The sequence below is a fragment of the Ureibacillus sp. FSL W7-1570 genome (genome assembly GCF_038593265.1).
Taxonomy (GTDB): domain Bacteria; phylum Bacillota; class Bacilli; order Bacillales_A; family Planococcaceae; genus Ureibacillus; species Ureibacillus suwonensis.
This window is the reverse complement of record NZ_CP151979.1, coordinates 1623255-1646682: the sequence shown is the minus strand read 5'-3', so window position 1 is coordinate 1646682 and position 23428 is coordinate 1623255. Positions and strand designations below refer to the sequence as shown.

The window sequence follows — 23428 nt, the reverse complement described above, 5'->3', positions numbered from 1 at the left end:
TGAATGATGAATCGTCAAATCCATTGGTCTTCACCGGATCCTTTCCTAGAAGTTCTGGATATTCAAGAAGAACCATCCTCCATTACCTTTATTGTTCGAAGCACTCATGAATCCTGCCCTTGTCCTCATTGCCAAGTGCCTTCCACACGTCCACACAGCCGATATACACGCATGATTCAAGATTTGCCGATTGCCGGAAAAGCTGTTTCCATCCTGCTTATCACAAGAAAATGGTTTTGCGACCAACCCAATTGCACCCAAAAAATTTTTACTGAACGGTATGATTGGATTTCCAAAAATGGACGCCGAACTTTACGGTCCGAAGAAGTATTACGTAAAATCGCGTTTTCCACCAGCTGCCTCAATGGCGAAAAAGTAGCGAAAGCCCTGTCCCTCCCTGTCAGCCATGACGTATTGCTCTCCCTTATTCGGAAAACGGAGATTCATCAAGAGGTGTCCCCCTTTTATCGGAATCGATGACTTTGCTTTTCGGAAAGGACACAGCTATGGCACGATCATTTGTGATCTGAGCACGCACAAGCCTGTTGCATTACTTCCGGAACGTTATCCGGAAACCATATCAAAATGGCTAAAAAATCGTCAAAACATCCAAGTTGTCAGTCGTGATGGCTATCAGGCTTTTCGGAAAGGGATTCAGAACGCTTCGCAAAGTATTTTGCAAGTATATGACCGATGGCATTTTGTCCGGGCGGTAAAGAAGCAGATCGATGCTTGCCTCACCTCGATTCTTCCTTCCGTCATCACGTTGGAAAAAGAAGAAACGGACCAACAAACCTTTCCGCATGAAACCAAACTGCAAAGGAGACAAAAAGAAAGAGCCGAAAAGAAATGGATGATGATCAAAAGCATTCAACAGGAATACAAAAAAGGAAAGAAAAAAGCGGAGTTGGCCAGAGAATTTCATATGGATCCCCGAACCATTTCAAAATATCTCAACATAACCGAGATGCCGGTTCAAGTAAAAAGAAAGCGAAAACGGCAAACCGATGGTTTTGAGCAATACATTCAGCAACTCGAACAAGAGGGCAAGACCATCCGTGAAATTGATGCGCAACTTCGTAAATATGGATATACGGGGACACTTTCAGGTGTCCGCGTTGCAGTCGAAAGCATACGAAAAGAAAGAAAACGGCAGGGGATTAAGGAATCTTCCGTTCGAATTTCCAGACGGCAAATGATTTCATATGTTTGGAAACGAAAATCTAGACTTTTAGAAAAGGAACTGCAACTTCTTGAACAATCCTTTAAGATGTACCCATCCCTTCATTCTTTCCACCAAATGGTTCAAACATTTAGAGAAGCATTTGATGAACGGAACTATCCGGCATTTTTCAAATGGTTGGAAAAACAATTGTCTTCTCCAAACAATCATTTATATGATTGTGCACTTCGACTCCGTAGGGATTTACAGTCGATTAAGCTGGCATTTAGTACTTCCTACAGTAACGGAGTTGTGGAAGGCCATGTTCACCGATTGAAGCTGATGAAACGAATCATGTATGGCCGGGCAAAGCTGGATTTACTTGAAAAACGAGTGTTATATCATTTATAAAATGTTTTTTTAAAAAATTAATAAAGAGATGAAGGACTGTACATATATGGTTTCACCAAAAGAACGTAAGAGCCATTTTCTACTTGCCAAAAACACTACTTAGTGATAAGTAGCTGAACCGTCAGAAGTCAGCAGAGGTCATAGTATTAGTTGGTTTAGAACTACTAAGAAGGATTGAACAATTAAGAGAGAATAGCCCTTGGCATTCAGTGAGTCATGATGAACACAGAAAACGTAGTACCTCACTTGAGGAAGGAAGCGGTGAATCCCGTGGGAGACCTCTTGGAGGGTGGAGTGACCACTGGCATAAAGAGAACAGCTATTCACGGAAGTTATAAAGACTTGCGTCAATTATCTTAATTGAACCGCCGTATACGGAACCGTACGTACGGTGGTGTGAGAGGACGGGAGCTAATCACTCCCTCCTACTCGATTTTTGCAAGTTTAGAAAAATAAAGGAGCTGATTCAAGATAAAAAAGATTAATGGAAACTAAATATTCTTTTGATGTTCCAACTAATGATTGAGGATTTCACTGTGGCCGTAGAACTTCTTGATATTCAAGTGTTGTTTCATCCATTTGAAGAAAGTTCGATTGCCCAGCGTGATTGGTAGGTTTCTGCAATTTCATCTGCATCCATATCAAAACGATTCGTCAGTAAATGAAGTTCATTTCCTTTTGCATCCAACAATTTGATGAGACGGAACACGTTTTCAGAACGATTTTGTGGTGTTCTAATCACCACCATTTCATCGGAGAATACGGGTGAATCTTCAGGTAGCGAAAATCGTTCTAACACACGGACGACAGCGTTTTTTCGTAAACGTGAAACAAAGAAATACGCATCATCCGTCATACGGTCAAATCGCTCATAATCTAAGTATCCATGATCGAACACGTACAGGCATTCTTGATGATCAATGAATACCTCTAATTGACCACGATCATGTTCGATTGCGTTTGTCAGTACGGCCTTGTCGGGATAAGAAAGTCCTTTTTCCATGAATACAAGACGCAAGTGAAGCTTCACGCCCGATTTTGTTTTTCGGAACTCTGCCCATTTGTGGTTCTTCAAATTCAGTGGCAACGTACTCGAATCAATGATTTTTAGTGGCGTTGTCAGCTTTCTTCGCTTTTGAAAATGTGTTTTCTCATGAATTTGAGCCACTAAATCAAGAAAAATCGATTGAAAGAAAACCGTTGGAATGGCGTTGATTCGTCTTCCTAATTGGGAAAAGCTAATCGATGGAAGACCTGTTGCACGTTGTAATTCTTCAGAAAAAACAGCGTCACTTAAAGCTCGCAAACTCTCGGTTTCATGTAATTGAGCGTACAACAGTCATTTCAGAAATGAAGCCATATAAAGCTTCTTTGTATAGTAATCTAATTGATAGGCTTTCACCATATCGTCAAATAAGTTGAAATGAATTGGTGAAAACCATTGTTCAAATGATGTTATTCGTGTAAACTTATCCATAATCATAATTCCTTTATATTGGATTTGGATAGGTTTACTACCACCAAACCATTATAAAGGATTTTTTTTTGGAAAAATATAGTTACAGAAAATTCAGATTTATTATGTCTATTGGTATTTTTTATGCGACACTAGTGATGTGTTTCATAGTTTTAACTATCAGAACGAAGGAAAAACTGCTGGAATGTATTAGCCAGCTTTCTGAGATTGAGCAAAGCAGCTTAAAAGAAATTTCAAAAACAGCTATATTTGATGAATCGACAAGCCAAAAAGAATCGCGTGAAACAGAGGAAACTAAATTTAATAAAAAACAAAAGGCCAACCAGCAAAAAAAGAAAATTTCTTCGACGGTTCGAGTGGATGTAGAGCGGTTGGAATATTTAATGAATCTTGTAGGGGAATTGGTGATTGACCAAACAAGCTGATGGAGGAAATTGCTTCATCGGCATCATCGTTAAGCAAAATGGCAGAAAATATGCAAACAATGTTAAACCGGTTTACCGTATAAGGAAGCGTATTTACATTGCTTTATAAGTATGTTAATATTAAGAAAAATTAAATAAGTTTGTCGCTTATCTACTAGGGGAGTCCAATAGCTTGGACTGAGAAAAGAACGCGCTTAAGTTCTTTGACCCTTTGAACCTGATCTGGGTTATACCAGCGTAGGGAAGTAGATAGCGGGAGTGTATGTGTTTGTTGCGTACGTTTCGCTATTTGCGTTCCATCGGGTTCTCTTAGAGAACCCGATTTTTATTTCCGCATATATTCTCCTATCTCTGCCCCGCGTTTTGGTGTAACTTCAGATCCTAAATCATTATTTTAAGGGAGAGGAGTTACATGCAAAACATCAAATCTTTCATGCAATTTCCTGCGAGTAAAAAGGTATATGTCGAAGGTTCAAGATCGGATATTCGTGTACCGATGAGAGGAATTACGTTAAGTCCAACAAAGACAGAAACAGGAATCATTGAAAATGAACCTGTTCGTGTTTATGACACAAGCGGTCCTTACACCGATCCTGATTTTCAGCCGGACATTCAAAAAGGATTGCCTCCGCTAAGAAAACGCTGGATTTTAGAAAGAGGCGACGTTGAAGAATACGAGGGGCGTCCAGTGAAACCGGAAGATAACGGATTCCGTAATGAGAAGCAATCAGAGATTACTCTGCCTTTCGAGAGAAAACCACTGCGCGCAAAAAAAGGAAAAACTGTAACACAAATGCATTATGCAAAACGAGGGATTATTACGCCGGAGATGGAATTTGTTGCGATTCGCGAAAATATAGATCCGGAAATCGTACGTCAAGAAGTTGCCGAAGGAAGAGCGATTATTCCTTCGAATATTAACCATCCGGAAAGTGAACCGATGATTATTGGGAGTCGTTTTCATGTAAAAATTAACGCGAATATTGGTAATTCCGTAGTCACATCATCCATTGAAGAAGAAGTCGAAAAAATGCTTTGGGCGGTGCGCTGGGGAGCAGACACGATTATGGACTTATCGACGGGAAAACACATTCATGCGACACGAGAATATATTATTCGCAATTCCCCTGTGCCTGTCGGGACAGTTCCGATTTATCAAGCGCTTGAAAAAGTAAACGGCGTCGTTGAAGACTTAACGTGGGAAATTTACCGTGATACGCTCATCGAACAAGCGGAACAAGGGGTGGACTATTTTACGATTCACGCGGGGGTGCTGCTTCGTTACATACCGATGACGGTAAACCGAACGACTGGCATTGTTTCACGCGGCGGCTCGATTATGGCGCAATGGTGTTTAGCCCACCATGAAGAAAACTTCTTATACACGCATTTTGAAGAGATATGCGAGATTTTGAAAACGTACGATATTGCAGTATCGCTTGGAGACGGGCTGCGTCCAGGCTCGATTGCCGATGCGAATGACGAAGCACAGTTTGCTGAATTGGAGACGCTTGGAGAATTAACGGAAATCGCTTGGAAGCATGATGTGCAAGTGATGATCGAAGGGCCAGGGCATGTGCCGATGCATAAAATTAAAGAAAATGTCGATAAGCAAATCGAAATTTGTAAAGGTGCGCCGTTTTACACATTAGGACCGCTTACGACCGATATCGCGCCGGGATATGACCACATTACATCCGCGATTGGAGCGGCGATCATTGGCGCGTACGGAACGGCGATGCTTTGTTACGTGACGCCAAAAGAGCATTTAGGGCTGCCGAATAAAGATGATGTGCGTGAAGGAGTGATCGCTTATAAAATCGCAGCACACGCGGCCGATTTAGCAAAAGGGCACCCGGGAGCTCAACGGCGGGATGACGCGTTATCAAAAGCGCGCTTTGAGTTTCGTTGGAACGATCAGTTCAACCTTTCGCTTGATCCAGATCGAGCTCGGGAATATCATGATGAAACATTGCCGGCGGAAGGGGCGAAAGTCGCGCATTTTTGTTCAATGTGCGGGCCGAAGTTTTGCTCGATGAAAATTTCACATGAGCTGCAAAAAACGGTGAGGGAAGAAGGGATGAAACAAAAAGCGAAGGAGTTTGTCGAAAATGGCTCATCTCTCTATCGATAATGTTCAAGAGTTGCAAAAGGACATTGCCGAACTGAAGGAAAAAATTCTTAAATTGGAACAGCAAATTGCCCATATTCAAAAAAATTGCCAGCATTCATTTTTTGAGACACCGTTTATGCGAAAATGTATCAAATGCCATTATATAGAGATTTTATATTATTGAATATGTAATTGGGTGAAGGGGATTGTCAAATATATAGCTAATCCATCTCCCGTTTTGCAGGGTGGAAATCGGGAAATGGATTAGCTTTTTTATTTTTGTTTTTAGTCATTTCTTTTAAGTTTATATATATATTACATCACTAGCGTCGCATAAATAAGTTTTGAAATTTCAGATTTTATTTTTCTGGAAAATTAGCAAAAAACGAAAACACATCCGTCATACGGTCAAATCGCTCATAATCTAAGTATCCACGATCGAACACGTACAGGCATTCTTGATCATCAATGAATATCTCTAATTGACCACGATCATGTTCGATTGCGTTTGTCAGTACGGCCTTGTCGGGATAAGAAAGTCCTTTTTCCATGAATACAAGACGCAAGTGAAGCTTCACGCCCGATTTTGTTTTTCGGAACTCTGCCCATTTGTGGTTCTTCAAATTCAGTGGCAACGTACTCGAATCAATGATTTTTAGTGGCGTTGTCAGCTTTCTTCGCTTTTGAAAATGTGTTTTCTCATGAATTTGAGCCACTAAATCAAGAAAAATCGATTGAAAGAAAACCGTTGGAATGGCGTTGATTCGTCTTCCTAATTGGGAAAAGCTAATCGATGGAAGACCTGTTGCACGTTGTAATTCTTCAGAAAAAACAGCGTCACTTAAAGCTCGCAAACTCTCGGTTTCATGTAATTGAGCGTACAACAGTCATTTCAGAAATGAAGCCATATAAAGCTTCTTTGTATAGTAATCTAATTGATAGGATTTCACCATATCGTCAAATAAGTTTAAATGAATTGGTGAAAACTATTGTTCAAATGATGTTTTTCGTGTAAACTTATCCATGGTTTTGTCCTTTGTATTGGATTTGGATGGTTTACTACCACCCAACCATTATAAAGGATTTTTTTGTGTTTGGATTATATTTCAGAAAATTCGGTTTATTTGAAGGTGTTAAATTATTTTAATGCGACGCTAGTGAGAAAATTCAGTTTTATTATGTCTATTGATATTTTTTATGCGACATTAGTGTCCGATGGCGAATCCATAATAATTACAAAAGGTATTTAATTTCTTATTATAGTGAATATAAAGAGAAACACACTACGATGTATAAAAATTCATAAGTTTCGAAAATAAAGAATACATGAATGGAAAGAAACACTTCTCAACAAAAATTTCCATTTTTTATTGTTTTGACAAATCTATTGATTGCCCGTAAAACGATTTTTATTGAAATCCCCTCCCCAAAACCAAACATTTCTTGAACTGTGCAACATTCCCCTAACTTTCTTCACAGACTTGTATTTCCAATTTCCCTTCATTTTAAGTAAAATAGGAAAAAAGAATGTTCGGAGGTAAGGATAGTGGATGAAATCTACCGCGCACTTAATGGCTATCCGAAAAGAATGATAGGATTATCCGCATTGGAAGCAATCATGGGGAATTTCTTTCATACATACGAAGAATATGCCGGCTTTATTTTGAAGCTGGAACAGGAAGGCATTTTGGAGATGGTGAAGTCTAAAGGAAGAACGACAAGAAATCCATCGCTCGCCTTTCAGTACCGGATCAATAAAAGTCTGCTTCAAACCGGTTTCCATCAAGAGATTCAACATTATCGCAACAAGTTCCATCCATCCATAAACCTTGATGAATATTACAAAAAAGATCCTTCCATTTGGCGGCACGATCTTCCTTATCTCATCAAAATCAATGAATACATAAAAACATTTGGTTTTCCGAAAGAGTCCGTTCCTGCACCGGAGCGCAGTTTTGAACTGGTCCAGGATGAAAAATGGCTCACTGAAAAAGGGGGAAAAGAGCTGCTGGAGCGTATCGGACTCTTCCATTCTTTTAACATCATCCCTGTTTCCGACCCGTTGATGTTTGCCATCCATCCCAAGCTGGTCACAAAGGAGACACAGTTTCACCTCATTGTTGAAAATAAAACGACTTATCAAGGTCTGCTTCCGGCTTTGCCATCCACTGAATTTTCCACATTGATTTACGGAAGTGGGAAGAAAATCATCCATAGCATCGAACAGTTCCAGGACCAATATCCGGTCAACGCCCAGCATCATTTTTTCTATTTCGGCGACATTGACCGGGAAGGAGTGTCCATTTGGCATTCGTTGAACCAAAAAATCAAAGCCCATTTGGCATTGCCATTCTATAAAGCTTGTCTTGAAAAACAGCCGATCGCCGGAAAAGAATATCAAAGACAATATACTGAAGCTCAAGAAAAATTCATTAGCCAATTTCCGCAAAAGGAGCAAGAACAACTGGCGATGATGTTTTCGCAAGGGAAGTATTACCCGCAGGAAATCTTAAAATCAAAAGAATTGCAGGAAATTTGGAGGGGATCCGATTGGAACAGATGGATATGCAAGCGTTATTAAGCGGATACAGAGATCGGATCCGGCGCATCGCCCTGTTTGAACCGTTGAATGAACTGGATCGGAAAAGGGATGTTGATTTAAATGGAACGAAGATTGATATGAAAGGGCTTGGCCTCCTCACTTTGCTTTTTTTCTTTGAACAGAAGTTGATGCGAAATCAAAGGACAGGTGTCAAAGAATTGGCTTCCTTTTTAAAAGAGGTCACGAAAGAAGTGTATATGCTGAAAGAGGAAACCTATGAAGAACTGGCCAGATCCTTGATTCAAAATTTCCGCCCGACCCACGGAAAAAAACGCAGCTACGGTTATTTTGATTGGGAGGAAAAGGCGGAGGAGACCATTGAATATTCCATTTTGAAGGCGAACGATTTTGATGCCGGAACGAATAGCCAATTCTATACATTGGATGAAGATGGATTGGAATTGATTTTTGCAACGAAGGAGTTTTACAGTGAGTTCCAAATATCCATCAACCAATTGATTTTACGGAAACAGCTGGAAAAGGGGGAATTTAAGGGGGCACTCCGGCAAATCAATGAAATGCGGGTGGCCGTCGAGACGTTGCAGGAACGCATTGTCAAATTGAAGCATGAAATCCAGCGAAGCATTGTGTCCGAAGAAACGTTTGAGCGGTATAAAGAGCTGCTTGATGATATTTTTCAGAGGCTGGAACGGGAAGATGAAGAATTCAAAGAATTGAGGGAGTTTGTCAAAGAAACGAGGGAACGATTGTTTGCCGAAAATATTCATCAAAAGGAGCAGAAAACGTATCAATACATTTTGCAGATCAACAGGGAATTGGAGAAAGTGCACTATGAACATTCCGAGCTTCTGAATCAGACTCTCCATTTGAAAAACACGACTTTGATTACAGCCCAGGAGTCGCTTTATTATACGGGCATGCATTCCTTTAACTTTGACCAAGATATCGTGTCTCTCATTGTGTCCACCCCTTTGCCGTTGGATGCGATGAAAGGCGTTCTCCATCCTTTCCTAAAAGTAGAAGAAAATGAATTTTGGTCGCCGCTTGCTGTTTTGGAAGAGCAGAATATTGTAGAAGACCGAAAAGAGAAGGTGGAATATCACTTTTATGAAGTGGATGACGAAAACAGCTTCAATTCATATAAACAATGGATTTCAGAAAAATATAAAGAGCTGATGGAACATTTTCTGAAGGCTTATGAAGAAAATAGCGGCAATACGTTATCCGAGTTCATATCCTATCTCGAAAGAAATCAATTGGAGAATCTATTCCAAATGCGGTATTTCTACGATTTTTGGATTGTTCTCCACCAACGTTCGCCTATTCAAGCGGGAACGGATGATGAAGAAAGCAGAACGGTTTTTGATGAGGCCTTTCGATTATTGGGAAAACGCAAATTAATCGTTACGGAAGATAAAGCGATCATTCAAAAAGTAGATCGCTATTCCATCAGCGAAATGAACATAAAGTTGGAGGATGAAGATGAACTATTCTGAACAAACGGTGTTGCAAGCCTTTCGACTATATACGAAGCTGGCAAGGGACGGGGTTTTGGGCAAGGAGGCCGTTCAAATCTATAATGCCGATGAAGATGTGCGCGCCCTTCTTGAGTTGTTCAGCCAGGAAGTGCATTGCGCCATAATCAAAACGAGTGAAGAACTGTTTCTCGTTCCTGAAACAAAACTGTCTCCATTCCATGTAAGCAATGAGTGGATTAAACGGAAATATTTGCGTTCCGGTGCGACGAATGCGGATATGTATCTTCTTTATTTTTGCATACTTGTTCTTTTCGGCAGTTTTTATGATTCCTATCAAAGTCCGCATCCCACAAGGCAATTTATCGGCATGGATGATTGGATCCGGCTGATTCAGGAGCGGATTGATCATTTGAAATCCCATGATGAGGAACAATTAAAAACATCGGAAAAAGAGTTTTCTTACAATTGGAGCGCCATCATCGAAAAATGGGATGATATGGATGATATTAAGGAAACCGCTAAGCGGCAATCAGGAAATACGATTAGCCGAATGAGCTTCCTGCATATGGTTGCAAAGTTTTTGAGCGACCAACAGTTGATCCGGGAAATCGGGAATAATGAAATCACCTTGACGGAAAAAGCGATGACCATCATCCAGCGATTTTTCATGGCAGTGGAATATAACAAAGGGATTTTTGAGTTTCTTTACGGTTTTGATAAGGAGGGACAACATGCCGGCCATCAATAAAATCAGATTGACCAATATTGTCTATGAAGAAGGCAACAAGCGTTATAATGATGAACTCTTTTTATTCAACGGATATAATGGGGCGATTCTTCTTGAAAACGGCGGAGGGAAGACCGTTTTTATCCAAACGGTATTGCAAGGGATGATTCCCCATACCGATTTGGCGGATCGAAAAATTAAAAACACTTTGGTGTTGGAAAATGCCCCGGCCCATATTGCGATCGAATGGATACTCAACGAACGTCCACGGCGATATGTTGTGACGGCAGTGACCCTTTTTATGACGGATAAAGGATTGGATTCTTACCGCTATGTTTATGAATATGATGAAGGGGATCAGAACGGAATCGAAGGCATTCCTTTTGTTCGGGAAGGACAAGGCGGCACTAGACCTGCCGACAAGGGGGAAATGCTTGATTATTACAATGGCATGAAGGAACGATATCCTTTATCGGCAAGAACGTTTTCGACAATCAAAGAATATCGGAAGTTTATTGAAGAACAATACCATATTATTGCCGATGAATGGGAAAGTATTGTGACAATCAACAGCTCGGAAGGGGGCGTCGAGGCCTTTTTCGAAGCCTGCAAAAACACCACCCAGTTATTTGACCGCTTATTGATACCGACCGTTGAACAATCGATTGCGGGTCATCATCCAACCCTTTTTGCCGATATCTTTGAAAAACAGCTGGATAATTTGAAACTTTATAAAAAACTGAAAGAAACCATTGAAGAGAACAAGCGGATCCAACATCAACTGGAAAAATACGTGCAAACGTTTGAAAAACTGCATTCCTCTCAGCTTGCCTATGACAAGTCGAAGCAGAAGGCAAAAGGAATATGGGAAGAGATTCAAATTCAAAAAATCGATGTTGCAAAGGAAATGGAAAAGAATAAAGAGCAATTCAATCTTTGGATTCAAAAGAAAAAAGAACATGAAGTGAAAGTGGCGTCTTATCAGATTGCCGTTGAGGAAGAAAAATACGAACAACTGCAGAAAGATTATGATCTGGCAAATGTTGAATATGGCACAAAAAAGGAAGAACTGGAGCAACATAGCCTTGCCTATTATTCATTGAAATTTGCGAAATGCAAGCAACTTTTGAATCATTATCAAAAGGAAATTGCGTTTGTTGAAAGCGAAATGAAGAAGCTGGAAGAAATAGAAGAGCTCTCGGATTTGCAAAACCAATTGGAAGAAACGAAGCAGGCGCTGCTCGGACATTTTATTGAACAGATGGATGACATGAAAAAGAATATGGAACAAATCCAATTCGAACTCAATCCGATTGTAAGGCAAATCGATACTTTGCAGGAAGAAAAGCGGTCCATCGAAAAACATGATTTGGATAAGCAAAGGGAAATCGCCGGTGTTCAGAAAACCATCCAAATGAGGGAAGCGGATATCGAAAGGTTGAAACAAACTTTGCTTTCCAATCCACAGCACGAACAAGTGGAAGAGAAAATGGCCGAATGGCAAAACCGCCATCAATTTTTGGATGAAGAACTGATACGGCTGCACGGAGAGAAGAAGGAAAAAGAGAAGCAATCGATTGAGCTGGATGAAACCATCGAAAAATTAAAAAATGAGAAGAACGGTTTGCATGTTGCCAAAGAACAATTGAAAAACGAGAAAAGCCAAATTGAAAATGAACAAAGAAAAATGATTCAAATTTTGGGAAGATTAAGACCGCAATGGGCCATTCTGGAATCGGTCTATGAAAATGAACACTCCATTTATAACCGGCTTTATGAAACCATCGAAAAATTGAAAAAGGAAAAAGAGGTTTTATTATACAAAGAGCGGGTGGCATTGCGTTTAGTCGATGATTATGGGGAACAGAAAACATTTTTCAGCGATCCGTTGATTGAAGCGCGGATAAAATCATGGAAAAATCAATTGGACTATTGTGTAACGGGTATTGAATATTTGCAGATGCTGAATGAAGCGGATTATGAAGAAAAAATCTTCTATCCGTTATGGGCTGTCACTTTGATTACAACCAATAAATCGAAGGAAGAATTGCAAAAGAAAGTGGAAGACCTTGCCGATGAACTTCGATACCCGATTCAAATACTGACGACCGAAGAAGCGGCGAAGATAAAGAAAGATGCCGTCCAACCGGAGCCTTCCTGGATTATTCCTGCTCATTGGGAAAAAGGAATGATGGAAGAGACCTTTGCGCAATGGAAAGAAAAAGTCCGTGTGGATGCGGAAAAAGCGACGAAGGAAAGAGAACTGAAAGAAACGGAACAAAAAGAATGGGAATATGCCCTACAAGCCTTCCAACAATTTTTGAAAGACTATCCATATGAACGGCTGACCGATTTTCAAAAAAGATGGTCGGAAACGATGTTAAAAATCGAACAAATCGAAAGAGAAATTGAAAATGCGGAGCAGCAGCGAAAGAATCTGAAGCATCAAATCACAACCATCGGGGAACAAATGGAACTTTGCCAAGAAGAAATGCAAGGGCTTGAACGGAAAATCCAGGAAGGGAATCAATATTTCCATTATTGCCGTGAAGTAAAAGAGGCCAAGGAAGTTGAAAAAGAGTTGAAAGACGTATTGGCCAATATAAAAGCCAAAAAAGCACATTTAGCCGCACAATTATTGGATTATAACGAACAAAAGGCTGCACTGGAGGAACGCAAACAAAATTTAAAATGGAAATTAGATTCTCTTAAAAATGATGAAGAGTATAAAGAAGTGCAATCATTGACCCCAATTTTTACCGGGGAAAGCCGGAAAAATCTCCGCGACAAAATCCAGACGCTGAATTTGAAAATCCATCAAGCGTCAAAAAGTATAGGAGAATTGAATGAAAAGCTGGCCAATGCCAAACACAATTTGACTAAACTGCAGGAAGAGATGGATCAGATCCGCAATGAATGTGAAAATGTGCATGAACATTGGGAATTTCCATCAGATGGAGAACATTTATTGCAAAATAAGATTATCAAAATAAAAGAGTTGAAACAGGCATTAAACAAGTTGGAAAAACAGGTTACTGAAAAGCTTTCTGCAAAGGAAGAGCAAAAAGGAAAAAGAAATCATTTGAAACAGCTTTTCCGTGAAAATTTTCCGGATCATGATATTTACACATTCTCCGTTCCATTAAACCAAGCGGAAGAAGAGCTTGCTGAAGAAAAGAAGGCGCTTCAAAAAGAGAAGAATTATTTGGATGAACAGATGGAACAAGTGTCACGGGAGCAAAACAAGATTGATGAAGCGGAACGCGAGCTGATCAAATTCATTGAAAAACATCATTTTAACGCACCGCAAGTCGTGACAATCCCTTTAAGTGAAAATGAAAAAATGGATTTTATCTATAATCGGAAGAAAATGGTGAAAGCCATTATCCAAGAATTGGAGCAACATAGTGGACAAGTGGAGAAGGAAAAGGAAGCGGTGGATGCCCAAAAACAAGCTTATAAGCAGTTTTGTTCAACGATTTCTGATAATAAATTGCAAAAAATGGCGATTGAAGGTGTGGATTATAAGACGGGTTATGAAGAGTTATTGGATTTTAAAAAGAATATGATGATCCGAATCGAGCGGTCGACGAATTATGCCAATGAACATATACGGCAAAAAGATGAGGAATTGCAAGCATATATAAACCAAATCCATAACCATTTAAAAACAGTGGTAGAAGAGTTGAAACAAATTCCAAAACATACAAAAGTAAAAGAAGAGGATCAATGGAAAACGATTTATACTTTTACGATCCCTCAATGGGACGAAGAAGAAGGTAAGCAGCGGATCCGCGATTACATTGAGTGGATCATGCTTCAACTGGAGTCGGATCGTTATGTAAAAGAAAATGGCCTTCAGGATGAAACGAAAGTTCGGAATGACATTGAAATGTGGATGCAAACCAAACAGCTTCTGCAAGTGGTGATGAAAAATGAAGGCATGAAAGTAAGTTGCCGCAAAGTGACAAACGAAAATAAAGTGTCGACAAGGTCCTATTCTTGGGAGCAGAGCAATGTATGGTCAGGCGGAGAAAAATGGAGCAAAAATATGACGTTGTTTTTGGGCTTGTTAAAATACGTCGCTGAAAAGAAACAGCATCAAAAAACAAACATGAAGCACAGCCGGGTGGTGATTTTGGACAATCCATTCGGCAAAGCATCGAGCGATCATGTGCTCAGTCCGGTTTTCTTTGTTGCGGAACAATTGGGATTTCAAATCATCGCATTGACCGCCCATGCGGAAGGGAAGTTTTTGCGGGATTATTTCCCTGTAATTTATAGCTGCAAACTCCGTGAAGCCAAACAAGCCAATAAACAAATCGTCACAACGGAAAAATGGCTCCACCACGCATACTTCCGCGACCATGAACCGGAAGCGTTGGAAAGACTAACAGAAAAGGAACAAATGTCTTTGTTCTAGAAAACGTGGGTTTATTCAAAAGAGCGAATGAGAATGATGATTGGCTTTCTCATTCGCTCTTTTCTAATGCTTTGGCAATTATTTTGCCAAGTTTGACTATTATCCTTGGCATTTTGGCTATTATCGAATCAACTTTGACTATTATCGCCTCTCAGTATTCCCTATTTTTCCACAATGGCTATTATCTTCTTAAGATTGACTATTATCTTTGAAGAAATGACTAATATCTTCCTCTATTTGACTATTATCGCCTCTCAGCATTCCCTATTTTTCCACAATGGCTATTATCTTCTTAAGATTGACTATTATCTTTGAAAAAATGACTAATATCTTCCTCTATTTGACTATTATCACCTCTCAATATTCCCTTTTTTCCTCCTCTGGCTATTATGTTTACAAATTTGAAGCAGAATGACTATTATTGTGCCATCTTTGGCTAATATCCTGCTTGATTTATGCATGAATCAGCCACATCTTTTCTCTTCTCAAAGCTGTTGGATTCATGGTTGATAAAAAATAAAAATTTGCAATAACACACAATTTTACTATACTATGTATAGAAATTTCTAAACAGAAAAGGAAATGATTCATGAACGAACTAACGCCATTTCTCTATTTCGAATTTGCAAAATCGAATGGAATGATTGAGCCTATTGCTTTTCTTCATCCGGAAAAAATCATTTCTGCCAGCCAAATGCATGAAGTGTTAACTTGTCTTCAAGAAGTGCAAGAATGGGTAAAGAAAGGGTATTATGCGGCGGGGTTTTTATCTTATGAGAGCGCCCCGGCTTTCGACTCTTCATTAAAAACAAAGGCGGATTATCAGATGCCTTTGTTGTGGTTCGGCCTTTATAAAGAACCTACATATCAAGTGATGGCAAGTCAAGGTTCCTATTCATTGACGGAGTGGGAGCCTGATACGAATGAATCGGAATATCGGGAAGCCATTCAATCCATTAAAGACGCCATTGCAAAGGGGATCACTTACCAGACGAATTATACGATCCGATTACATGCCCGCTTTCAAGGGGACGCTTTTGCCTTATTTGATAAAATGAAAAAAGCCCAAAAGGCAAATTTTTGTGCTTATATACATACAGGGGAACACAGCATCCTGTCCGCCTCTCCCGAATTGTTTTTCCATATGAAAGGAAATCACATCACAACCCGGCCGATGAAAGGTACGGTGAAAAGGGGAAAAACCTTTGAAGAGGATCTGGAACGGGCAAATTGGCTGTATCATTCCGAAAAAAACCGTGCGGAAAATGTAATGATTGTGGATTTGCTGCGGAATGATGTAGGAGCCGTTGCGGAAACGGGAACGGTGAAAGTGGACAAATTATTTGAAATCGAACAATATCCGACGGTGCATCAAATGACTTCGACTGTGACGGCGAAGTTGAAAAAAGATGCGGAACTGGTGGATGTATTTAAAGCCATCTTTCCTTGCGGCTCCATTACAGGGGCTCCAAAAGCCAGCACAATGGATATCATCTCACAGCTGGAAAAATCACCCCGGGAAGTGTATTGCGGGGCTATTGGATACATCACGCCCGATCAAGAAGCCATTTTTAACGTGCCCATTCGGACAGTAGTGATCGACCATCAGACAGGGAAGGCCACTTATGGTGTCGGTGGGGGCATTACTTGGGACTCCACCGCTGAAGACGAATTTCATGAAGTTCTTGCCAAATGCGCTTTTCTGAACAGGGAAGAAAAAGCGTTCCAATTGCTGGAGAGTTTGCTATTGGATAACGGCGAGTATTTTCTCCTGGAGGAGCATTTGAACCGTTTGAAGAAATCGGCAACTTATTTTCAGTATGCCGTCAACACGGATGAAGTGGAAAAGAAGCTGAAGGAATTTGCAAAAACGAATCCTTCCGGCCAATGGAAAGTGCGATTGCTATTGGAGCAAAACGGTGCTTGTATAATCGAAGGTCAGCCGATTGTGAAAATGCAGTCTCCGAAAAAAGCGATTCTTGCCAAAAGCCCAATCCATTCGGAACATTTATTTTTATATCACAAAACGACGAATCGGGATATTTATGAGCAGTTCAAGCCGGCGTCAGATGAAATTTTTGATGTTCTGCTATGGAATGAAAGAGGGGAATTGACAGAGTTCATCAACGGGAATGTCGTGTTGGAAATCGACGGGAAACTGTGGACGCCGCCTGTCAAAAGCGGGCTCCTTGCAGGCACTTTCCGTGAGCATCTGTTGAAAGCGGAGAAGATTCAGGAAAAGGTTTTGACCTTGGATGATTTGAAAAGCTGTTCGAAAATTTGGTTTATCAATAGTGTAAGAAAGTGGATTGAAATTGAATTGGTCCGGGGATTTTGAATGGTCAGTCTTTCTGGCTCAAGATACCTATAATCTGCAAGACAAGTTTATTATGTTTTTATCTTTATTCAGCATGAGTCCAAAATGTATAATTGTATGGACTTGTGCATATAAACATACCATTGGTTAAAAGAACAATTCATGTTTATATAAATCTAAAGGGATATTTAATTGTAATGTTTGTATAACTTTCCACCCGTTACTTCCGCGACTAGGAACCGGGAGCGTTAACAAACAAATTTTTTTGATTTAGAAACGCGGCAGTTCGTACGGATTGAGGGTGGGACAAAACCTTCTTAATAAAATGAAAACAGCCCATGAAATTTTGTAACGAAATTTCATGGGCTGTTCTAAATTTTTAATACCTCTTGAAGCTCGTTATGTTTCAGCCTATATTTTTGAAAAGAAAAAATGAACCACTCCAAAACTTTTTAAAATATATAAAGTTTTTCGGTTAAGACCTTTTTGGATAATCTATATTTTTTAGACGGAAAAAATCCAAAACGTTACAATCATAATGAAATAATGAATATGGTTTCGCTTGATCCAATCGGTAAACTCCATTCATCGTTTACAATGATAAAATCCTTTCATCTTGCCCCTTGTCCCCATTTAATTCTTTTAGACTTTTTAAAGAAATATCTTCATAGTCCAAGCCCTTTCATGCATAGGATTGAAACAATAGCCGCAATGATGGAAACGTTTTCCCTACAAAATACCTCGAAACCCATAAAGCACAGCACTTGATTTTCAAGTCGAAAGGGGGGATTTGTACCTTTCATCCAAAATAATCCATCGATGTCCAACCCCTGATTCCAAACAACTTGAAGGAGGGGAAAAATGAAAAAGATCGGTCTGCTTACCCAAATCCTGATTGCCTTTGTTCTTGCCATTATTGCCGGCGTGATTGTGGGTCCCGGTATTGAAGTGGTCAAACCGCTGGGGGATTTATTTTTAAGGCTCATTAAATTTATCATTGTTCCGCTGGTGCTCGCATCGCTTGTTGTCGGTGTTGCGGGAACAGGGGATGTAAGACGCATCGGCAGAATGGGCGGCATTACGATTGTTTATTATTTGATCACCACTGCGATTGCGGTATTGATCGGTTTGATTTTGGCAAACCTTTTCAAACCGGGTTCAGGGCTCGATTTGAAACTATCGGAAGAAGCGGCTGAACCTGCGGAAGTGCCTGGCATTATTGATACGTTATTGAATATCATCCCTACGAATCCGATCCAATCCTTGGTTGAAGCCAATATGCTCCAAATTATCTTTTTCGCCCTTTTCCTCGGAATTGCCATTGCCATTGTCGGAGACCGGGCAAAACCTGTATACCACTTTTTCGATGGTCTTGCAGAAATCATGTATAAAATCACTCACATCATTATGAAAGTGGCTCCAATCGGTATTTTCGGATTGATTGCACCGGTCGTCGGACAATATGGCGCTTCAGTCCTGCTCCCACTCATCAAATTGATTCTCGTCGTATATGCGGGATGCATCCTTCATGCCCTGATTGTTTATTCAAGTTCCGTGAAATTGTTGGCCAACTTTAGCCCTGTAAAGTTTTTCAAAGGGATTTTGCCGGCCAGTCTGGTTGCTTTCAGTACTTCAAGCAGTTCCGCCACATTGCCGATCACGATCCAAAATACAGAAGAACATTTGGGTGTGTCCAAGAAAGTGAGCAGTTTTGTTTTGCCGCTGGGGGCTACAATCAATATGGACGGGACTGCGCTGTACCAAGGGGTATGTGTGGTGTTCATTGCACAGTTCTTGGGAGTCGATCTTTCATTTACGCAGCAATTGATGATCATATTGGTAGCCACTCTCGCATCGATTGGCACTGCGGGTGTTCCAGGGGCTGGACTGATTATGCTCACCATGGTGATTACAGCGGTCGGATTGCCGCTTGAAGCATTGGCCCTTGTTGCAGGGGTTGACCGGATTTTGGATATGATCCGTACATCCCTTAATGTTACTGGGGATGCCTCCGCTGCAGTGGTCGTTCAGTCATTCGAAGATAAGCACGGTGCAAAAACATCAGGTTGATGGAAGATTATAAGCAACCCGGATCGATGTTTGATCCAAGGTTGCTTTCTTGATTTCATGAATGGCAGCTGTGCCTTTCGCAACATGCATTCAAAGACCATCATATTGCTTTTTTATGGGGGCAGCGGATAATGGGATGGTTTTTCTGGAGCAATGTTTGAAATCATTTGTTAATATAATTTTAGTATCATGACCTAGGAGGAAACCCATGAAAATCAGACCGAAGCATTTAAATGAAGGAGACACTGTCGGAGTGATCGCCTTAAGCAATCCGGTTGATATGAAAATTCTTGAAAGCCAATTAAAGATATTCTCCGACATGGGATTGCGATATAAATTGGGACAAACGATCGGACGCCAAGGAGGTTATTTGGCTGGAAGCGATGAAGAGCGGGTGCGGGATTTTCATCAAATGATTGAAGATCCGGAAGTAAAAGCGATATTCTGTGTTTCGGATGGGTACGGTGCTGCAAGAATCGCCGACAAAATCGACTATCCGCTCCTTGAGGAACATCCGAAAATTTTTTGGGGATCTTCTGATATCACTTTTTTACATATAGCCATCCAACAATATGCCGATGTGGTGACTTTTCACGGCCCTTCCCTTACAACAATAGCGGATGACCGTTCGAAAAAAATGTTGTACCAATTGTTTGCACCGTATGAAATTTATTATGATGAAAGTCTGTCCCAACTGGAAGGGATTGTGCCAGGCGCGGTCCGGGCGGAAATCATCGGAGGAAACTTGAGCAGAATCGTCGATACCCTGGGCACCAAATTTGAAATTGATGTGCGCGGGAAAATTTTGCTTTTGGAAGAAGACCGATTGGGGATAGAGGAACTGGACCGCATGCTGAATCAGTTGAGACTCGCCGGAAAATTGAAAGAGGCAAGCGGCTTTGCCATTGGCAGTTTTGGTGACGGGGACATGTTACCTTTATTCAAAGAATATTTATGGCCATATAAAAAACCGGCAGTTGTCGGATTCCATATCGGGCATTCAACGCCGAACATCGGCATTCCGCTCGGGGTCGAGGCCATATTGGACGCCGATGAAAAGGTGCTGCGTCTGCTGCCGGGAGTGGAGTAAGTAGGAGATGGGTCTTTAATAGTTAGAGGTGATAACATGGACTGGATGAAAGTACTTTCTTTGGTTTGTATTGCATTGGGATTCATCATCGGAATATATGGTTTGAAGAAAAGATCCATTTTGACGGTCATATCGGGCATTTCATTTCTATTGATTCCGATTTTCTTTTCCTTTGGTTTTTATGGATTTATTTTATTCTTCCCACCATTGGTATTTATTTTTTCAAATAATCATTCAAAAAAACAATGAGTTATAAAGCCCGTATCGAATAAAGTTCTTCAGCAATCAAAAACAATATGAAGAATACCAGTATAGCGAATATTTCTCTTTTCTTTGTTTATGATGGCCTTCTCCAATGAAGAAATCCAAATAATTCCTATTTTTGTCGGAATTGCATTGGCTATACGCCCATTGGATGAACATGGGGAGGGGAAAAAAGAAGCAGGCTGTTTAGAAAGGGAACTTCCTAAACAGCCTGTTCTTATATAACGGCTGTACACAAAAAATTCAACTGTACGTATCTTGTTTTGAACCCTTTGCGTTAGTTGGTCATGGGTTAAAGGTGAAAAAGTGACAGGTCAACGGTAATTGGTTTACCAACTATGCATTGATCAAAGTGACAGCCGTTATACCCCGGGGAGGACTCTCACCGCCCCGGGGTAAATTCCATATTAGAAATATTTGGAGTCATCAAATTCGATTCGAACTTCATAGTTTTTGGCATTGATCAAATTGGATAGACGGTGCGCATCTTTTTCAAGCTGTATGGCTTTTTCCCGGTATTCACGGGGCTCATACATCGCCACTTCGTAAAGTACCTTACCTTCGCCAGTGGTCGTGTAAATTTTTTCTTTTTCGGAATTTCCCAGATCTTTATATAAACTTGCTTCTGCTCTCAGCTGTTTTGCCAGTTCAATAGCTTCCACAATCGGCATGGTTTCCCCTTTAAATTCAATGGTATGGTCAATGTTTGCCCGATAAATCAATTTGTCCAACGTGCGTACATCTTTTCTTACTTGCGCCAATTCCGCTTCGATTTCAGATACGGTTCTGCCGGATTGTTTCGGTGTTTCTCCTTTTTCGACAACGACGTGGGCATTATTATGGATTTCGTACACCAATTCTTGAATTTTTCTCGTTAAAATGCTTTTTAATTTGATGCCCTCGGCTAATGGGATGGTTTTCATTAGTTTCACCTCAAATCGTTATACTTGGACTTTCTGCAGTCAACACGGCCGTTGTAAATTCCCCGCCCGCCACTTGGGTAAACATTTTACCGCAGGCTGTGAGGAGTTCCTGGCAATCTTTTTCCTCCAAAGAAGGCCGTAAGTAAAAAATGTGCAATGCTTCTGTCGTTTCTTCTGTAACGCTTGTACGGACCGAATCCACAAAAGGGCTTCCGAAAGCGCCATGATCATCCTTGCTGAATAAAATATGATTTAATTTGTTGTACCGGCCGTTTAAACCTTCATAGCCGGTTTCTTCATCCCCTAATGAAATTTCAACGTCCCCTTCAATGTGTTGTACATCGTAAATGCCAATGGGAATTTCATATTGCAAAGAAAAGAAATTGTTCAAGTCTACCGCTAAATGGACAGGAGATAAATAGTTTTGCTTTGCCACTCTGCGCATCAGACTTTCAGCGGAATGGCGGTAACGGTTTGGATCTGCGCCAAGGGCTTTCCAAACGGTTCTCCATTCTTTGATGCCGGGGCGCTCTGTGACAGGGGTTTCTTGCAGCTCAAAATATAAGTTCTCTTGAAACAATTGGAACCGGCCTTTTATCATTTGAGGCGATGGTGAAACGACAATTTTGGTATAATGGATAATGCCGATTTTCAGATTCGGAATTTTAGAAAAGAGTCCTTGATTCACAGTAAGCTTCAACAACATTCACCTGCCAACAATTTGTAACCTTATTGTACCATAAATGTTTGAGGAAAGTAGTCGGATGTGTAATGGAGGGAGGTGCAAAATTGCGGCTCTTCCGGGCGGCAGTTTCGAGATGAACATTGAACAGTTAAAAAGTGATTTAATCGAATATGCGAAATCCATTGGGGTGGATAAAATCGGCTTTACCACTGCATCTCCTTTTGAGGAAATGAAAAATCGGTTGATAAGGCAGCAGGCATTGAATTACCAGTCCGGTTTTGAAGAACGGGATGTTGAGAAGCGGACGGATCCAAAAAAGCTGTTGCCGGAAGGGGAAAGCATTATTGCCATTGCCCTCGCTTATCCATCCAAAATGAAAAATCCGCCGGCAGGGAAAAAAGGGGAACGGAGAGGCATCTTCGCCAGAGCTTCATGGGGATTGGATTATCATGTGGCGGTAAAAGAACGGCTCGATTTGATGGAACAATGGCTGCGGGAAAGAGTGCCGGATGTCTCCGTGAAATCGATGGTGGATACGGGGGAATTGGTTGACCGGGCAGTTGCGGAACGGGCAGGGATTGGTTGGAGCGGGAAAAACTGCTCAATCATCACGCCGGAGTTCGGTTCATATGTCTACTTGGGCGAAATGATTACCAATATTCCTTTTCCGCCGGATGCACCGATTGAAAATGAATGCGGTGATTGCCGGTTGTGCCTGGATATTTGCCCGACTGGCGCATTGGTGGAGGCAGGACGGTTAAATTCAAAGCGATGCATCGCCTTTCTTACGCAGACGAAAGATTATTTGCCGGATGAATTTCGCAGAGAAATCGGAAACCGGGTTTACGGCTGCGACACGTGCCAAACGGTTTGTCCAAAAAATAAAGGAAAGGCGAATTGGATTCATGAAGAATTTATGCCGGATCCTGAATTAGCAAAGCCGCTTCTTGTGCCGCTATTGAACCTTTCGAATAAAGAGTTCAAAAGGAAATTCGGCACGATGGCGGGCTCTTGGCGCGGGAAAAAGCCGATCCAGCGCAATGCCATTCTCGCCCTTGCCCATTTTAAGGAGCAATCGGCGGTTCCGGAATTGATTGAATTGTTGAAGAATGATGAACGGCCGGTGATTCGCGGAACTTCCGCATGGGCTCTTGGCGTCATTGGAGGGGAGCAGGCGAAAGAAGCATTGCTTGAAGCCCTTCAGCAGGAAAAGGATGAAGAGGTGCTCCGTGAAATCGGAAAGGGACTGGAATTATTGGGACGAGGCTAGTCCCTATGATTTAGTGAAGTATAATAGAAG

17 protein-coding genes, 2 pseudogenes and 1 riboswitch are annotated in these 23428 nt (G+C 40.9%); of the genes and pseudogenes, 15 read left to right on the top strand and 4 right to left on the bottom strand.

Features of this window, described 5'->3' with window-relative positions:
* The first annotated feature begins 3 nt into the window (after positions 1-3).
* The 3 genes from NST13_RS08155 (at position 4) to NST13_RS08145 (ending at position 1933) form a co-directional block, all read left to right on the top strand.
* Positions 4-480, top strand: a complete 477-nt coding sequence (locus tag NST13_RS08155) for a transposase family protein (protein ID WP_340714495.1) — start codon at positions 4-6, stop codon at positions 478-480.
* Positions 407-1573: an ISL3 family transposase gene (locus tag NST13_RS08150; RefSeq protein WP_342580373.1), complete on the top strand. Its 1167-nt coding sequence runs from the start codon at positions 407-409 to the stop codon at positions 1571-1573. Before NST13_RS08155 ends, NST13_RS08150 begins: the two co-directional genes overlap by 74 nt.
* 216 nt (positions 1574-1789) lie before the next feature.
* The gene (locus NST13_RS08145; RefSeq protein ID WP_342470956.1) at positions 1790-1933 is read left to right on the top strand and encodes a hypothetical protein; all 144 of its coding nucleotides are present in this window, start codon (positions 1790-1792) and stop codon (positions 1931-1933) included.
* Positions 1934-2115: 182 nt separating this feature from the next.
* Here the strand turns inward: NST13_RS08145 and NST13_RS08140 are convergent.
* Positions 2116-3050, bottom strand: a pseudogene (locus NST13_RS08140) (IS4 family transposase); the annotation flags it as partial.
* 68 nt (positions 3051-3118) lie between these two features.
* On the opposite strand from NST13_RS08140, the gene NST13_RS08135 reads away from it, so the two are divergent.
* The 4 genes from NST13_RS08135 to NST13_RS08120 all read left to right on the top strand — a co-directional run bounded on the left by NST13_RS08135 (position 3119) and on the right by NST13_RS08120 (position 5772).
* A complete protein-coding gene (locus NST13_RS08135) occupies positions 3119-3475 on the top strand; it encodes a hypothetical protein (RefSeq protein ID WP_342580372.1) in 357 nt (118 codons plus the stop codon).
* The gene (locus NST13_RS08130; RefSeq protein WP_340436359.1) at positions 3459-3584 is read left to right on the top strand and encodes a hypothetical protein; all 126 of its coding nucleotides are present in this window, start codon (positions 3459-3461) and stop codon (positions 3582-3584) included. The genes NST13_RS08135 and NST13_RS08130 overlap by 17 nt, the downstream gene beginning before the upstream one ends.
* A gap of 37 nt (positions 3585-3621) precedes the next feature.
* A riboswitch (TPP riboswitch) is annotated at positions 3622-3736 on the top strand.
* Positions 3737-3887: 151 nt separating this feature from the next.
* The gene (gene thiC / locus NST13_RS08125) at positions 3888-5609 is read left to right on the top strand and encodes a phosphomethylpyrimidine synthase ThiC (RefSeq protein WP_141602348.1); all 1722 of its coding nucleotides are present in this window, start codon (positions 3888-3890) and stop codon (positions 5607-5609) included.
* On the top strand, positions 5587-5772 hold the full coding sequence (locus tag NST13_RS08120; protein WP_141602347.1) for a hypothetical protein: 186 nt from the start codon (positions 5587-5589) through the stop codon (positions 5770-5772). Before thiC ends, NST13_RS08120 begins: the two co-directional genes overlap by 23 nt.
* Positions 5773-5983: 211 nt before the next feature.
* On the opposite strand, the pseudogene NST13_RS08115 reads toward NST13_RS08120, so the two are convergent.
* Positions 5984-6565, bottom strand: a pseudogene (locus tag NST13_RS08115) (IS4 family transposase); the annotation flags it as partial.
* A 569-nt stretch (positions 6566-7134) separates the two neighbouring features.
* On the opposite strand from NST13_RS08115, the gene NST13_RS08110 reads away from it, so the two are divergent.
* The 7 genes from NST13_RS08110 (at position 7135) to NST13_RS08080 (ending at position 20256) form a co-directional block, all read left to right on the top strand.
* The gene (locus NST13_RS08110; protein WP_342581802.1) at positions 7135-8169 is read left to right on the top strand and encodes a Wadjet anti-phage system protein JetD domain-containing protein; all 1035 of its coding nucleotides are present in this window, start codon (positions 7135-7137) and stop codon (positions 8167-8169) included.
* Positions 8139-9647, top strand: coding sequence for a replicative DNA helicase (locus tag NST13_RS08105; RefSeq protein WP_342581801.1), 1509 nt, complete (start codon positions 8139-8141; stop codon positions 9645-9647). Before NST13_RS08110 ends, NST13_RS08105 begins: the two co-directional genes overlap by 31 nt.
* Positions 9634-10377: a DUF6063 family protein gene (locus NST13_RS08100; RefSeq protein ID WP_342581800.1), complete on the top strand. Its 744-nt coding sequence runs from the start codon at positions 9634-9636 to the stop codon at positions 10375-10377. Before NST13_RS08105 ends, NST13_RS08100 begins: the two co-directional genes overlap by 14 nt.
* Positions 10361-14779: a hypothetical protein gene (locus NST13_RS08095; RefSeq protein WP_342581799.1), complete on the top strand. Its 4419-nt coding sequence runs from the start codon at positions 10361-10363 to the stop codon at positions 14777-14779. The genes NST13_RS08100 and NST13_RS08095 overlap by 17 nt, the downstream gene beginning before the upstream one ends.
* A gap of 589 nt (positions 14780-15368) precedes the next feature.
* Positions 15369-17117: an aminodeoxychorismate synthase component I gene (gene pabB, locus NST13_RS08090; RefSeq protein WP_342581798.1), complete on the top strand. Its 1749-nt coding sequence runs from the start codon at positions 15369-15371 to the stop codon at positions 17115-17117.
* A gap of 840 nt (positions 17118-17957) precedes the next feature.
* Positions 17958-19166: a dicarboxylate/amino acid:cation symporter gene (locus NST13_RS08085; RefSeq protein ID WP_342581797.1), complete on the top strand. Its 1209-nt coding sequence runs from the start codon at positions 17958-17960 to the stop codon at positions 19164-19166.
* 208 nt (positions 19167-19374) lie between these two features.
* A complete protein-coding gene (locus NST13_RS08080) occupies positions 19375-20256 on the top strand; it encodes an LD-carboxypeptidase (RefSeq protein ID WP_342581796.1) in 882 nt (293 codons plus the stop codon).
* A 671-nt stretch (positions 20257-20927) separates the two neighbouring features.
* On the opposite strand, the gene NST13_RS08075 is transcribed toward NST13_RS08080, so the two are convergent.
* Together NST13_RS08075 and NST13_RS08070 are read right to left on the bottom strand one after the other, a co-directional pair.
* Complete coding sequence (locus NST13_RS08075) at positions 20928-21443, bottom strand: hypothetical protein (protein ID WP_342581795.1); 516 nt, start codon at positions 21441-21443, stop codon at positions 20928-20930.
* A 10-nt stretch (positions 21444-21453) separates the two neighbouring features.
* Positions 21454-22143 (bottom strand): phenylalanine--tRNA ligase beta subunit-related protein, encoded by a 690-nt coding sequence (locus NST13_RS08070; protein WP_342581794.1) that lies wholly within the window; start codon positions 22141-22143, stop codon positions 21454-21456.
* 118 nt (positions 22144-22261) lie between these two features.
* Here NST13_RS08070 and queG point away from each other — a divergent pair, with 118 nt between their 5' ends.
* Positions 22262-23398, top strand: a complete 1137-nt coding sequence (queG, locus tag NST13_RS08065; RefSeq protein ID WP_342468639.1) for a tRNA epoxyqueuosine(34) reductase QueG — start codon at positions 22262-22264, stop codon at positions 23396-23398.
* Positions 23399-23428 lie beyond the last annotated feature (30 nt).